The sequence below is a fragment of the Sediminicoccus rosea genome, from assembly GCF_033547095.1.
Taxonomy (GTDB): Bacteria; Pseudomonadota; Alphaproteobacteria; order Acetobacterales; family Acetobacteraceae; genus Roseococcus; species Roseococcus rosea.
In genome coordinates, this window is record NZ_CP137852.1 from 4,615,360 (window position 1) to 4,629,128 (window position 13,769).

The 13,769-nt window shown below is 71.1% G+C and carries 13 protein-coding genes and 1 pseudogene; 11 read left to right on the forward strand and 3 right to left on the reverse strand.

Translation table 11 applies throughout. The features are described 5' to 3' along the window. Positions 1–237 precede the first annotated feature (237 nt). From R9Z33_RS22230 to R9Z33_RS22240, 3 genes and pseudogenes are all read left to right on the forward strand, one after another. On the forward strand, positions 238–711 hold the full coding sequence (locus tag R9Z33_RS22230) for an Lrp/AsnC family transcriptional regulator (protein WP_318648763.1): 474 nt from the start codon (positions 238–240) through the stop codon (positions 709–711). A 107-nt stretch (positions 712–818) separates the two neighbouring features. Continuing rightward, positions 819–1,661, forward strand: a pseudogene (locus R9Z33_RS22235) (TAXI family TRAP transporter solute-binding subunit); the annotation flags it as partial. 64 nt (positions 1,662–1,725) lie between these two features. After that, positions 1,726–2,574: an amidohydrolase family protein gene (locus tag R9Z33_RS22240; protein ID WP_318648764.1), complete on the forward strand. Its 849-nt coding sequence runs from the start codon at positions 1,726–1,728 to the stop codon at positions 2,572–2,574. A gap of 45 nt (positions 2,575–2,619) precedes the next feature. Here R9Z33_RS22240 and R9Z33_RS22245 read toward each other — a convergent pair whose 3' ends face one another. Further along, the gene (locus R9Z33_RS22245; protein ID WP_318648765.1) at positions 2,620–2,979 is read right to left on the reverse strand and encodes a hypothetical protein; all 360 of its coding nucleotides are present in this window, start codon (positions 2,977–2,979) and stop codon (positions 2,620–2,622) included. A gap of 185 nt (positions 2,980–3,164) precedes the next feature. Here R9Z33_RS22245 and R9Z33_RS22250 point away from each other — a divergent pair, with 185 nt between their 5' ends. Both R9Z33_RS22250 and R9Z33_RS22255 read left to right on the forward strand, forming a co-directional pair. Further along, entirely contained in the window at positions 3,165–4,139 is a 975-nt protein-coding gene (locus tag R9Z33_RS22250) for a Bug family tripartite tricarboxylate transporter substrate binding protein (protein WP_318648766.1), read from the forward strand. 6 nt (positions 4,140–4,145) lie between these two features. After that, positions 4,146–5,183: an amidohydrolase family protein gene (locus R9Z33_RS22255; protein WP_318648767.1), complete on the forward strand. Its 1,038-nt coding sequence runs from the start codon at positions 4,146–4,148 to the stop codon at positions 5,181–5,183. On the opposite strand, the gene R9Z33_RS22260 is transcribed toward R9Z33_RS22255, so the two are convergent. Further along, positions 5,173–5,865 carry a DJ-1/PfpI family protein gene (locus R9Z33_RS22260; protein ID WP_318648768.1) on the reverse strand — a complete coding sequence of 231 codons (693 nt, stop codon included), beginning with the start codon at positions 5,863–5,865 and terminating at the stop codon, positions 5,173–5,175. The two genes, R9Z33_RS22255 and R9Z33_RS22260, sit on opposite strands and share 11 nt — an antisense overlap. A gap of 175 nt (positions 5,866–6,040) precedes the next feature. On the opposite strand from R9Z33_RS22260, the gene R9Z33_RS22265 reads away from it, so the two are divergent. The 5 genes from R9Z33_RS22265 to acs all read left to right on the forward strand — a co-directional run bounded on the left by R9Z33_RS22265 (position 6,041) and on the right by acs (position 11,476). Next, a complete protein-coding gene (locus tag R9Z33_RS22265; protein ID WP_318648769.1) occupies positions 6,041–7,000 on the forward strand; it encodes a Bug family tripartite tricarboxylate transporter substrate binding protein in 960 nt (319 codons plus the stop codon). A gap of 14 nt (positions 7,001–7,014) precedes the next feature. Further along, the gene (locus tag R9Z33_RS22270; protein ID WP_318648770.1) at positions 7,015–8,466 is read left to right on the forward strand and encodes an amidohydrolase family protein; all 1,452 of its coding nucleotides are present in this window, start codon (positions 7,015–7,017) and stop codon (positions 8,464–8,466) included. Then, complete coding sequence (locus tag R9Z33_RS22275; RefSeq protein WP_318648771.1) at positions 8,463–8,882, forward strand: hypothetical protein; 420 nt, start codon at positions 8,463–8,465, stop codon at positions 8,880–8,882. The genes R9Z33_RS22270 and R9Z33_RS22275 overlap by 4 nt, the downstream gene beginning before the upstream one ends. Positions 8,883–9,040: 158 nt before the next feature. Continuing rightward, positions 9,041–9,337, forward strand: a complete 297-nt coding sequence (locus R9Z33_RS22280; protein ID WP_318648772.1) for a hypothetical protein — start codon at positions 9,041–9,043, stop codon at positions 9,335–9,337. 201 nt (positions 9,338–9,538) lie between these two features. After that, complete coding sequence (gene acs, locus R9Z33_RS22285) at positions 9,539–11,476, forward strand: acetate--CoA ligase (protein ID WP_318648773.1); 1,938 nt, start codon at positions 9,539–9,541, stop codon at positions 11,474–11,476. Positions 11,477–11,483: 7 nt separating this feature from the next. Here the strand turns inward: acs and R9Z33_RS22290 are convergent, their stop codons facing one another. Next, on the reverse strand, positions 11,484–12,353 hold the full coding sequence (locus tag R9Z33_RS22290; RefSeq protein ID WP_318651686.1) for a sulfotransferase domain-containing protein: 870 nt from the start codon (positions 12,351–12,353) through the stop codon (positions 11,484–11,486). Positions 12,354–12,581: 228 nt separating this feature from the next. On the opposite strand from R9Z33_RS22290, the gene R9Z33_RS22295 reads away from it, so the two are divergent. Further along, positions 12,582–13,739 carry an MFS transporter gene (locus tag R9Z33_RS22295; RefSeq protein WP_318648774.1) on the forward strand — a complete coding sequence of 386 codons (1,158 nt, stop codon included), beginning with the start codon at positions 12,582–12,584 and terminating at the stop codon, positions 13,737–13,739. Positions 13,740–13,769: the final 30 nt, after the last annotated feature.

Below are 13,769 nucleotides of genomic sequence, written 5' to 3' on the forward strand. Positions count from 1 at the left end.
GCTCTGGTCCGGCCCCTGTCAGGCACCGGGCTGAGCCCCTGTTGCTGCCGCGCGGATACGCGGCTTCCGCGCCCCATGCGCGGCTTCACCTGCCCATGTATTGAGCAGCGGGCGTGCGGACAAGAGGCGGGGCCCAAGTCTTTGCCGGGCATTTTCGCATGGCGGAAACCCTTGCCCTTGCGATCGGAACGCCGCATTTTCGTTTACAGATCGAGTTTATCCGAATAGCCTCCCGCCATGGACGAAATTGACCGGAAAATTGTCATCGCGGTTCAGCAGGACGGCGCCGCGGGGCTGGCCGACCTGGCCAAGGTCTCCGGCCTCTCCGTCTCGGCGACCGCGGAGCGGCTGAAGCGGCTGGAGGAACGGGGCGTGGTCCGCGGCTGGCATGCCGAGCTGGACCCGGCCGAGGTGGGCTGCCCCCTGCTTGCCTTCCTGCGCGTCGCCATCCGCCCGGGCAAGGAGGACATCGCCTTCCGCCGCCTGATCCGCAAGCTGGAGACGGTGCTGGAATGCCACCAGCTCACCGGGGAATGGTCCTACCTCGTCAAGCTGCGCCTGCCGGACATTGCGGCGCTGGAGACCCTGATGGCCGAGGAAATCCGCCCCCTGGCGGGGATGGAGCGCATCTCGGTCGAGATCGCGATGGCGACGGTGAAGGAGACCGCCCTGCTGCCCGTGATCCGCGCACCGGAGGAAGAGGAGGCGTGATCATCCGGCGCGCCCTGCTGGCCGCACCCGCGCTTGCGATGGCCGGCCGCGCGGCGACCCAGACGCCGGCCACCCTCCCGCCCGTCACCCTCTAGCTCGCCACCGCCACGCCGGGGGGCGGCTTCCCGGCCTATGGCGCGGCCTTCGTCGCCGCCATCCATGTCGCCGATCCGAGCCTCACCATCGCGCCACGCAACACGGCGGGCAGCCTCGAGAACGTGAACCTGCTGGCGGAGGGCCGGGTGGATCTCGGCCTTGTCGCGGGCGAGACGGCGACGGTGGAGCTGGCGGCCGGGCGGGGCGTGACCCTGCTCTTCGCCATGTATGCCCAGCCCGGCCTCTTCGGCCTGCGTGGGGACAGCCCGATCCGGTCCATCAGCGAACTGCGCGGCCAGCGCGTGGCCTAGGGCGCGCGGGGCTCGGGCTTCGTGGTGCTGGCGCGGCAGGTGATGGGCGGCCTCGGCCTCGACCCGGAGCGGGACTTCCAGGGCGTCCTGCTGGACCGCGCGGGGGATGGCTCGGCCATGGTGATGCAGGGGCGCGTCGCCGCGCTTTGGGGCGGGGGCGCGGGCTGGCCCGGCTTCGTCACCCTGGCGCGCGGGCCGCAGGGGCTGCGCTTCGTGGCGCCGGAAGCGACGGAACGCGCGCGCATCCTGGCGGCCGACCCCACGCTGCGCCCGATGACGCTGCCCCCCGGCAGCTACCCCGGCCAGGCCGAGGCGGTGGAATCGGTCGGCACCTGGAGCCTCATCCTCGCGCGGCCAGGGCTGGAGGAGGAGCTGGGCTATCGCCTCGCCGCCGCGCTGCACAAGGCGCGCGGAGACCTCGGCCAGCGCCTGGCCCAGGCCAGCGAGACCACGGCCGAGAACACGGCGAGCGCGGTGACCGACCCGGCGCTGATCCAGCCTGGCGTGCGTCGCTTCCTGCGCGGGATCGGCCTTCTGGGCTGACCGGCGGCGGCGCCCTAAGCTCCGCCCCATGAACGAGATTCGCGACTGCCCCGGGCCGGACCCCGTGCCCCGCCCCCCCGCCATGGCGATGCCGCCACTGGCCTGCGACACGCATACCCATGTCTTCGACGCCGCGCGCTACCCCTACCAGGCCACCCGCGGCTACACGCCGCCCGACAATGGCGTGGCGCGGCTGCTGGCGCTGCACGACGCGCTCGGCATCGCGCGCGGCGTGGTGGTGCAGGCGAGCGTGCATGGCACCGACAACCGCGCCGTGCTGGATGCCGCCGGCACCCATCCGGACCGGCTGCGCGCCATCGTCGCCGTCAGCGAGGGCGTGACCGAGGCCGAGATCGCCGCCATGCATGCGAAGGGCGCGCGCGGTATCCGGGTGAACCTGGTGGACAAGGGCGGCATGCCCTTCCGCTCGCTCGATGCGCTGGCGGATGTGGCGGAGGTGATCCGTCCCTTCGGCTGGCATGTGGAATTGCTCGTGCATGTCGAGGAACAGCCGGCCCAGCTGCGCGCGCTGGCCGAGGCGATGCGCCTGCCCGTCTCGGTCGGCCATATCGGCTACACCAAGGTGGCGCGCGGCGGCATCGCCCATCCCGGCTACCAGGAGTTCCTGGCGATGCTGCGCGACGGCCTGTTCTGGGTGAAGCTGACAGGCCTCTGCCGCATTTCTGCCGAGGCGGCCTTCCCCTATTCCGATACGGCCAGCTTCGCCCGCGCCGTCATCGCCGCCGCGCCGGAGCGCGTGATCTGGGGCAGCGACTGGCCGCATGTGGCACATTTCGACAAGCCCATGCCGAATGACGGCGACATGCTGGGGCTGCTCGCGGAATGGGAGCCGGATGCGGCGAAGCGGGCGATGATCCTCAGCGGAAATCCCGCGCGGCTCTACGGCTTCTGACCCTCGGCGGGGCCCGGCGGGCTTGCGGAGGGCCGCGCCCGCAACTCACTCGCAGACCAGGTGCAGCTGCCCGGTGATCATCTGGTCGGTCACGCCAGGGGCACCCGGCCGGAAGGTCGCCACCCATTGGACGACCTGCGACTGAGGTCCGATCCGCCGCCGGAAATTGCCGACCGTCTCGCGGGCAGACCCCACATAGGTCACGTTGTAGGTCTGTGCGAAGGGCTGGCTGTTCTGCAGCAGGATGGAGACGCGGAGCCCGCCCTCCGCCGTGGGCTCGCGTTGCACGCCGAGCAGGGTCAGCCGCCCGCTGGGCAGGCAATCCGCGGCCGAGGCAAGCGCGGGCGGAGCGAAGGCCCCGAGGGCTCCGACGAGCAGGGCGGCGGTGATGGCGTTGCGCGGCATGCGGCGATCCTCCAGCGACCATGCGAGCCTAGTCGGGCATCCGGCCGGCGCCCAATCCATTCCGACGATGGGTGGCATGGACGGCGCCGATCATGCCCTGGCCGCGCCACCGGGCGCGGGTGGTCAAGGCCCGGTGGCTGAACCAAGATGCGCCGTCGCCGAACGCGGCCTGGAGGAAACGCCACATGAACCACCATCGCTGGGGGCGCCGCACGCTGCTGGCCGCCCCGATCGCCTTGGCCACGCCCGCCCTCGCACAACCCTCCTGGCCCAGCCGGCCGGTGCGGATGATCGTTCCCTGGCCGGCGGGCGGTGCGGCGGATCTCGTCGGGCGCCTCTACGCCCAGGCGCTGGCGACGCGCACGGGCCAGACCTTCGTGGTCGAGAATCGCGGCGGCGCCACGGGCACCATCGGCGAGCAGGCGATGATCCAGGCGCCGAATGACGGCTACACCATCATGAACCAGGCGACGCCGATCTCGGTGACGCCCGCCCTCTTCGCCGGGCAGCGGCACATCCCGGAGCGCGAGTTCCTGCCCGTCTTCCAGACCATGGCCGTGCCGCAGCTCGTCCTCGTCGAGCGCAATTCGCCGGTCAACAGCGTGCCGGAGCTGATCGCGGCGATGCGGCGCGCCAATGGCAACTTCGCCGCCGGCTCCTCCGGCATCGGCTCGCAGCAGCACCTGGTGCTGGAGCTTTTCCTGCGCGATGCGGGGGTGAAGGCGAACCACATCCCCTATCGCGGCGGCGCGCCCGCGCTGATGGACCTCGTCGCCGGGCAGATCCGGCTGTTCTTCGGCAATGTGAACAGCGCCATCGCACAGGTGCGGGACGGCCAGGTGAAGGCGCTGGCGCATACCTCCAACCGGCCGCGCATCAATGCCCTGCCCAATCTTCCCGCGCTGTCGGAGACGCTGCCCGGCTTCGCCACGGTGGAGTGGAACGGCATCTTCCTGCGCGCCGGCGCGCCGCAGCCGGTGGTGGAGCGGCTCTCCGCCCTGCTCAACGAGATCGTGGTGGACCCCGCCTTCCAGCAAACGCTGCGGGCGAGCGACCTCACGGCCGAACCCAACACGCCCGAGCAGTTCGCCGCCTTCTTTCGCGCCGAGAGCGCCAAGTGGCAGGCCTTCGTGCGCGACGCCAACATCCGGCTGGAGTAGCGCCCGATGGCCAGCATGATCCCACCCCCCGGCATGACCGCCGCGCGCCACATCGCGATCCGCGAGGCCTGGCTCGACCAGCATCAGGAGCCGATCCTCGATCCGGCCCTGCCGATCATCGATCCGCACCATCACATCTGGGACCAGTCGGACCAGCGCTACCTGCTGCCGGAATTGCTGGCCGATACGGACACGGGGCACGACATCCGCGCCACCGTCTTCATCCAGTGCGGGTCGCAATACGACATGGCGGAGGCGCCCGAGCGGCGCCCGCTCGGCGAGACGCGCTTCATGACGCGCGTGGCCGAGGCGGCCGAAGGCGGGCGCACCCGCGCCTGCGCCGGTATCGTGGGCCTCGTCGACCTGACCTTGGGCGACCGCGTGACGCCCCTGCTGGAGGAGCATGTGGCGATCGCGGGCGGGCGCTTCCGTGGCGTGCGCAACCGCACCGCCTGGGATGCCTCGCCGCTGGTCCGCAGCAACCTGGAATCGCCGCCGCCCGGCCCCCTGCCGCTCCCTGCCTTGCGCGAGGGCGCGCGGCGGCTGGCGGCGATGGGTCTCACGCTCGACGTCTGGGCCTATCACCCGCAATTGCCGCAGGTGCTGGAGGTGGCGCGCGCAGTGCCGGAGCTGACGCTCATCGTGGATCACTGCGGCGGGCCGGTCGGCGTCGGGCCTTACAGGCACGATGAGGTCTTCGCCACCTGGCATGCCGCGATCAAGGCGCTCGCCGCCTGCCCGAACGTCATGATGAAGCTGGGCGGCCTCGCCATGGAGGTGGGCGGCTACAAGTTCCACGAGGCGGCGCTGCCGCCGAGCTCCGAAGCCCTGGCCATGGCCTGGCGCCCCACCATCGAGGCCTGCATCGAGGCCTTCGGCGCCGGGCGCTGCATGTTCGAGAGCAACTTCCCGGTGGACAAGGGGATGTGCAGCTACCCGGTGCTGTGGAACGCCTTCAAACGCCTCGCGGCCGGCGCCAGCGCAAGCGAGCGGACGGCGCTTTTCTCGGGCACCGCCGCGCGGGTCTATCGGCTCACGATCTGAGGCGGGAGGCTGCCGTCTCCACCGCGGCCGCCCGGATGGCGCGCCGCGCCGCCCCCGCGGTGCGGGCGCGCTCCACGACGGCCGCCGGCGCCACGAAGGGCGTGCCGGCGTTGAAGGGCGGCTCGGGGTCGTATTCGATCTGCAGCTGGATGCCCATCGCCACATCCTCCCCCGCGAGGTCGGCCACGACGCGCAGCGCCATGTCGATGCCCGAGGTGACGCCGCCGGCCGTGTAGATCTTGCCGTCCTTCGTCATCCGCGCATCGCTCACCTCCGCGCCGAATTGCGTGAGCAGGTCGCGCGCCGCCCAATGCCCGCCCGCGCGCCTGCCCCGGAGCAGGCCGGCCGCGCCAAGCAGCAGGCTGCCCGTGCAGATGCCGAAGACATGCTGCGCCGCTTCCCCCTGGCGGCGGACGAATTCCACCGTCTCCGCATCCAGAATCGCGTCATCCGTGCCTGGGCCACCGGGCACCACGAGAAGGTCGAAGGGCGGGGCGTCGGCGAAGCTGACGGAGGGGGTGATGACGAGGCCGCGATCGGTCTTCACCGGCGCGATCGTCTTGGCGACGATCTCGGTGCGCCAGCCCGGCAGGCGCGCGATCACCTCATAGGGACCGGTGAGGTCAAGCTGCGTGAGGCCGGGAAACAGCAACAGGCCGGCAACGGGCTGGGGGTTGGACATGGTGTTCTCCCTGGGGTCTTGCCGCGCAGCATGCCCCGCATCGCGGCCGCGCGGGAGGGGCGCCGCCCAAGCCTTGGGCAGGCGTGGGGCCGATGCCCGTGACGGCATGAAACTTCCCGCTTCCCCCGCGCGCCGCGGGGCGCGAGGCTCTGGCCTTCCCGTGGAGACCGCCCGCATGCTCGCCACCCGCCGCGCCCTGCTGCTCGCGCCCCTTGCCACCCCTGCCCTCGCCCAGGCGCCCTTCCCCGACCGGCCCATCCGCCTCGTCATCGGCTACCCCGCGGGCGGCGGCGTGGACACGGTGGGGCGGCCGATCATGCAGAAGCTCTCGGAGCGGCTCGGCCAGCCGGTGGTCGTGGAAAATCGCGGCGGCGCCAATGGCAACATCGCCATGGAGTTCATGGCCCGCGTGGAGCCCGATGGGCACACCTTGTTCATGGGCGATGCCGGCAATCTCGGCATCACGCATGCGCTCTATCCGAACCTGCCCTTCGACACGCAGCGCGATTTCGTCGGCGTGGCGCAACTCACCGCCGGCCCGTCCGTGCTGGTCGTCTCCTCGGCCGTGCCGGCGCGGACCATGCAGGAATTCGTGGCGCTGCTGAAGGCGCGGCCGGATGCGCTGCATTTCGGCTCGGCCGGCATCGGCTCCGGGCCGCATCTCTTCTACGAATCCTGGCGCCGCGCGGCGGGGGTCTCCATGACGCATGTGCCCTATCGCGGCACGGGGCCCGCGCTGCAAGGGCTGCTGGCGGGCGATGTGCAGCTCATGGTCGGCAATTACGGCGTGTTCCGCGGCGCGCATGAGGGCGGCCGCGTGCGGGTGCTCGCCATCTCCTCGCCCGAGCGGCATCCGGCCCTGCCCGACATCCCCACGGTGCGCGAGACGGGGACGGACTGGGCGCTGGTGGGCTTCAACGGCGTCATCGCCCCCGCGCGCATCCCGCCCGCGCGGCGGCAGGTGCTGGAGGACGGCTTCCGCGCCGTGATGCAGCAGCCGGAGATGGTGGCGCAGATGATCAGCCTCGGCTCCGTCGCCGCCTTCACGCCAGGCGCCGCGCTGGACGCCCATATGCGCGAGCAGCGCGCCTTCTGGACGCGGCTGGTGCGGGAGGCCAACATCCAGGCGGAATAGGGAGGGCACAGCCCATGATGCTGATCACCAACGCGACCATCGTGACGGGCGATGAAGCGGGCACCATCCATCACGGCGGCGCCATCGCCATTGAGGACAACCGCATCGCCGCCATCGGCCCCACCGCCGAGATCACGGCGAAATACCCGGGCGCCGAGGTGGTGGACGCGACGGGCCGCGCCGTCTTCCCAGGCTTCGCCAATATCCACACGCATCTGGTGATGACGCTGGCGCGCGGCGTCTTCGAGGATCTCTCGCCGCCGCATGAGCCGCCCTTCACCGGCGGCCTCTCGCCCATCCCCCTGCCGCCGCTGACGCCGGAGGAGCAGCGCGTGATGTGCGAGCTGGGCGCCCTGGAGGCGCTCCGTTCCGGCACCACAGCCGTGCTGGAGGATGCGACCCAGATCGAGAACTACGCGGCGGCGATGGAAGCCACTGGCCTTCGCATGCTGCTGGCCGAGCGCAGCTGGGACCGCGTCGGCACCTCCATCGGCGACCCCGCGGAGTTCAAGCGCGACGCGAAGGTGGGCGAGGCCGGCATCGCCCGCATCCGCGCGCTGCACGCGAAGTGGAACGGCGCGGCCGGCGGGCGCATCCGCGTCGGCGTCTCGGCCTGGGCGCCGGACATGTGCTCGCCCGAATTGCTGCGGAACCTGCGCGACCTCCAGCAGGAGCTGGACACGGTCTGCACCATCCACCTCAACCAGATCTGGGGCGAGGTGGCAGCGGTGCAGGCGCACCACAACATGCTGCCGACCGAGTTCCTGGATTCCATCGGCTTCATCCATGACCGGATGATCGGCGCGCATTGCCGCTGCATGGCGCCGCTGGAAGAGAAGATCCTGGGCAAGCGCGGCGCGCATGTCGCCTTCAACTCCGCCATCGCGGCCCGCCGCGGGCTCAGCCCCCGCGTCTGCGAGATGGCCGACGCCGGCTGCAACATCGCCATGGGCAGCGACAACATGGCCGAGGACATGGTCGAGGTGATGCGGACCGGCCTCTTCATGGAGCGCGTGCGCCGCAAGGATGGCCGCAACCCGACGCCGGAGGAGGCGCTGCGCTGGGCCACCCGCAATGGCTACAAGGCGATGGGCGTGCCCGATGGCGGCTGGCTGGCGCCGGGCAACCTGGCGGACCTCATCATGCTGCGGACCGACCGCGCGCATCTCGTCCCCTTCCTGCGCCCCGTCTCGGTCTTCGTGCACCAGGGCCAGGCGCGCGACATCGACGACGTGATGGTGGATGGGCGCTGGCTGATGCGCGACGGCGCGATCCTGACGATGGACGAGGCGCGCATCCTCCGCGAGGCGGATGAGGTCTCCAACCGCGCCTGGGCGCGCCTCTTCGCCGAGCGGCCGGACATCGAGGTGCCGGAGGGCTTCCGGCCTTTGCCGGCGCCGGGCTCGGCTGGCAGCGCGGCGGTGGCGATGCATCCGGTGGGGCCCGCGCGGCGCGTGGAGGGGTGAGCCTCGGCCAACGGCTGGTCGCGGGCCGGCCTTGGCGGTTGCTGCTCGGCGTGCTCGCGGCGTCGCTCGTGGCCTGCTTCACGCCGCTGCCGGTGCTGCTGCTGATCTCCTATCTCCCCGGGGCCGGGCTCGATGAAATCACGCCGACGCTGATCGGCGATTTCGCCCTGGGCTCGGCCGCCATGGTCTTCGCCTGGCCCTTCGCCTTCCTGATGACACTGGCCGGTGGCCTGCCGGTGCATGGGCTGCTGGCCGCGCTCGGCCGGCAGGGGCGGCTGGCCTATGCGCTGGGCGGGGCTGTGGCGGGCGCGCTGCTGCTGCACCTGCTCCTGTTCGCCAAGCCCGCCCTGCCGCTGGCGGGCTCATTGGCCGGAGGCCTGGCCGCCCTCGCCTTCCGGCGCATCTGGCAGCCCTGAGGCGCCGATCATGGCAGGCCGCCGCAATCGCCCTCAATTCGCCGCGCCTGCCCTCAACATACCTCGCGAACGCCCAAGCCCCGGCACAGGCGGCGCGCAAATTCCTCCTCACACGAAGCCCACCCCGGGCAACGTGGTTCCCCAAGGAGGAACATTCGATGGTCCAGACTTTCCGCCCCGCCTTCCTGACCCTCGCGCTGCTGATCGGCGCGGCCCCGGCCTTCGCCCAGGGGACCTCGCAGGGCACGGGCACGCCGGCCCCCGCCGCGAGCGGCACGCAGCGCCCCGTGGCCGCCGCCCCCGCGACGCCGGCCAACCCCGGCGGCCAGGCCGCGGCCCGCCCGGCGACGCAGGGCCAGGGGACGCAGGGCACCGCCCAGGCGCCCGTCCGCCCGGTCCAGCCCTCCGGCACCGCCGCGACCACCCCGGCGCCGACCGCGCCGCGCACCAACTGAGGCGCGCCGCCTGATCACCCCGGCCGGCTCCTGACGAGCCGGCCGGATCCCTCCCAGACCCCGACTCACCCTCCCCGGCTCACTCCGGGGAGGGTCTTTTGTTGAGGCCCGGACAGTGCGATTGACGCGGCGCAAGGCGGCGTGCGGTTATCTTCCCCAAACACGCCCCCAAGGCAGACTGGTTCGAGGAAGGAAACGCCCATGTCGGATGACGCGCTCATCGCCATCAAACCCAGCATCGCCAGCACGGCCAAGGTCACGGCAGAGACGCGGGCCGCGATGGTGGCCCGCGCCAAATCCGACCCGGACGGCTTCTGGCGTGACGAGGCCAAGCGCATCGCCTGGATGAAGGCGCCGACCAAGATCAAGAACACCAGCTTCACCGGCGACGTCTCGATCAAGTGGTTCGAGGATGGCGAGCTCAACGCCTCCGTCTCCTGCCTGGACCGCCACCTCGAGGCCGGGCGCGGCAACCAGGTGGCCATCATCTGGGAGGGGGACGACCCGAACAGCGACAGCAAGGTCACCTATGCCGAGCTGCACGAGCAGGTCTGCCGCATCGCCAATGCCATGCGGGCGCTGGGCGTGAAGAAGGGCGACCGGGTCTGCATCTACCTGCCGATGATCGTGGAAGCGGCCGTCGCCATGCTGGCCTGCGCGCGCATCGGCGCCGTGCATTCCATCGTCTTCGGCGGCTTCAGCCCGGACAGCCTCTCCTCCCGCATCCAGGATTCCGAGTGCAAGATCCTGCTCACGGCCGATGAAGGCCGGCGCGGCGGCCGCAAGGTGCCGCTGAAGGTGAATGCCGACGAGGCGCTGAAGGTCTGCCCCTCGATCGAGCATGTGCTGGTGGTCCGCAACACCGGCGCCGATGTGGCGATGCAGGCCGGCCGCGACATCTGGTGGCACGAGGCGGCCGCGGCCCAGCCCGCGACCTGCGCGCCGGAGCGGATGAACGCCGAGGATCCGCTCTTCATCCTCTACACCTCGGGCTCCACCGGGAAGCCCAAGGGCGTGCTGCACACCACCGGCGGCTACATGGTCTGGGCCAGCTTCACGCATGAACTGGTCTTCGACTACCGCCCGGGCGAGATCTACTGGTGCACGGCGGATGTGGGCTGGGTGACCGGCCACACCTACATCGTCTATGGCCCGCTCGCGAACGGGGCCACCACGCTGATGTTCGAGGGCGTGCCGAACTACCCGGATTTCGGCCGCATGTGGCAGGTGGTGGACAAGCACCAGGTCAACATCTTCTACACCGCGCCCACCGCCATCCGTGCCCTGATGCGCGAGGGCGAGGGCCCGGTGAAGAAGCATTCCCGCAAGTCGCTGCGCGTGATGGGCTCGGTCGGCGAGCCGATCAATCCGGAAGCCTGGCTCTGGTACTACCGCGTGGTGGGCGAGGAGCGCTGCCCCATCGTGGACACCTGGTGGCAGACCGAGACGGGCGGCATCCTGATCTCGCCGCTGCCGGGCGCGGTCGCGCAGAAGCCCGGCTCCGCCACGCTGCCGCTGCCGGGCGTGCAGCCCGCACTGGTGGATGGCGAAGGCAAGTTCCTGGAAGGGGCGACCGAGGGCAACCTCGTCATCACCGACAGCTGGCCCGGCCAGATGCGCACCGTCTATGGCGACCATCCGCGCTTCATCCAGACCTATTTCTCGACCTTCCCTGGCCTCTACTTCACCGGCGACGGCGCGCGGCGGGACGAGGATGGCTACTACTGGATCACCGGCCGCGTGGATGACGTGATCAACGTCGCCGGCCACCGCATGGGCACGGCGGAAGTCGAGAGTGCGCTGGTGGCGCACCCCAAGGTGGCCGAGGCCGCCGTGGTCGGCATGCCGCATGAGCTGAAGGGCCAGGGCATCTACTGCTACGTCACGCTGAACGCGGGCGAGGAGCCCTCCGACGCGCTCAAGAAGGAGCTGGTGGCCTGGGTCCGCAAGGAGATCGGCCCGATCGCGACGCCCGATGCCATCCAGTGGGCGCCGGGTCTGCCCAAGACCCGCTCGGGCAAGATCATGCGCCGCATCCTGCGGAAGATCGCCGCCAACGAGACCGACCAGCTGGGCGACACCTCGACCCTGGCCGACCCCGCGGTGGTGACGGACCTGGTCGAGAACCGGGTGCAGTAGGCTTCCCTCACTCGTAGGTGGAGGCGACCTTCGGGTCGTCGAAGCGGCGAAGGAAGTCGAGGAACCAGCGGTAGCGCTCGGTCAGGATGCGGATGGTCTCGGGCTGCAGCTCCTGGCGGTGCCGGCCCGGGGCAGTGTCCGTCCCGGCCCATTTCTGGCCGATCCAGGACGGATTGTTGGGCAGGTTCTCCACCCGCTCGCGCGCGATCTGCCGCCGCTGCTGGCGCGTCCAACTCTCCGGCGGCACGCCCATGAAGTGGGAGGCGCGCGCCACGACCTCCTCGAAATGCAGGCAGTACATGGCGTAGCCGATGAAGATGCGGTCCTGCGGCGCGATCCTGCGGACGGCGTTGAACCAGCCCTTCAGATAGCCGGTGTTGTCGAAGCTCAGCGCGAAGGCGTCGATCCCCTCGCGCGCCACGCGCTCGCGCCGGGCGGCGGTCTGCTCCGGCGTCTCCAGCGGCGCCTCATGGACGAATTGCCAGTGATACTGGTTGCAGACGATGTCCCGCGGATCGCGCGCGTTGAGCACGAAGCGGTAGTCCAGCAGGCGCATGCCGTGATTGAAGTATTGCGGCGTGTTGTGGAGGATCAGGCAATCCTCGCGGGGCGGCACCTCCCGCGTCGCGTCCTGGATGCGGCCGGCCTCATAGAGGGATTCCAGCCAGTCCACCCGCTGGTAGCGACCGGTCGCGATGGCGCGCAGCACCCGGTACATGGAGCCGGTGGCACTGGTCGGCGTGGTCAGGAAGATGATGCTGCGTGCCATAGTCCCGGTTCGTCGCCTTCCCACCACCACCGCGCGCCGGCTGCGCCACGCCCCGGATCGCCGCCGGCTTTCGCCGGGGCAGCGGACCGCCGTGCGAGGTGCCGGCATCACCGCCAGCGCGCCCTCGCTCAGGGCGTCATGCTCTAGCCCGCGCCGCGTGAAGGAGGCAAATCGTGTCCGCGTCACGCAGCGGCGGAGGCGCGGGGGCCTGGTGCATCACCAGCCGGTCCATGTGCATGGGGGCGCCTTTGCCCTGCAGGGCAAAGCCGGCGCGATGACGCAAACGTAACCGGGCCCGCCTTGCCTCCGGGCGCGGTCGGGCCAGTTTTGCGGGCGATGTCCGCTTCCCCGCACCGCGCCCTCATCCTCACCTTCGCGCTCGCGGGCTTCGCCTCCGCCTTCGCAACCCGCCTGACCGACCCGCTGGTGGCGGTCATCTCTCTCGATTTCGAGGCCGATCCGGCGCGGGTCGCGCTGCTCGCCACCTGCTTCGCCCTGCCCTATGCGCTGGTCCAGCCCGTGCTGGGGCCGGTGGCGGATGCGCTGGGCAAGCGGCGCATCATCACCTTCGCCCTCGCCTTCCAGGCCCTGTTCCTCTTCGCCTCGGCGCTGGCCCCGAGCCTCCTGCTGCTCATGCTGCTGCGCGTGCTGACCGGGGCGGCGGGCGGCGGCATCTTCCCGACCACACTGGCCCTCTTCGGTGACCGCGTGCCGCTGGCCGAGCGCCAGGTGGCGATCAGCCGCTTCCTCGCCTGCGCCATCGTGGGGCAGATGGCCGGCGGCGCGGTGGCCGGGCTGCTGGAGCCGATGCTGGGCTGGCGCGGGCTCATGCTGCTCTGCGGCGCGCTCACGCTGGCCGCCATGCTCACCATCCTGCGCGATCGCACGCCGGAGCCGACGGGCCGGCTCGATTTCGGCCAGGCGGTGGGCCGCTACCGCTTCCTGCTCACGCACCGACCCGCGCTGGTGCTGTTCTGGGCGGTGGGCATCGAGGGTCTGCTGGTCTTCGGTGGCTTCCCCTACTTCGCCAACCACCTGGCGGAGACCGGGCTGGGCGGCACGCGGGAGGCGGGGCTGACGGTCGCCGCCTTCGGGGCGGGGGGCCTTGCCTATGCCGGGCTCGCGCCGCTGCTGGTGGCGCGGCTGGGCTCGCGCCGGATGATGCGCCTGGGCGGCAGCCTCGCGGCCGTGGGTGTGGCGGGCCTTGCCCTCGCGCCCGCCGCCATCGTCTTCATGGCGGCGGGCGGGGTTCTCGGGCTTGGCTTCTTCATGCTGCACAACTCGCTCCAGACCCGGGTGACGGAGGTGGCGCCGCAATCCCGTGCCTCGGCGGTGGCGATGCATGCCTTCCACTTCTTCCTGGGCCAGGCGGCCGGGCCGGTGGTGATGGGGCTGGCGCGCGAGGGGTTCGGCTTCACCCCGGCGATGCTGGTGGCGGCGCTCGGCCTGGCGGGTCTCGGCGTGGTCATGGGCCGCGAAAAGAACAAACCTTGAACATTCTCCGATTCGCGGGAGCAAAATTGT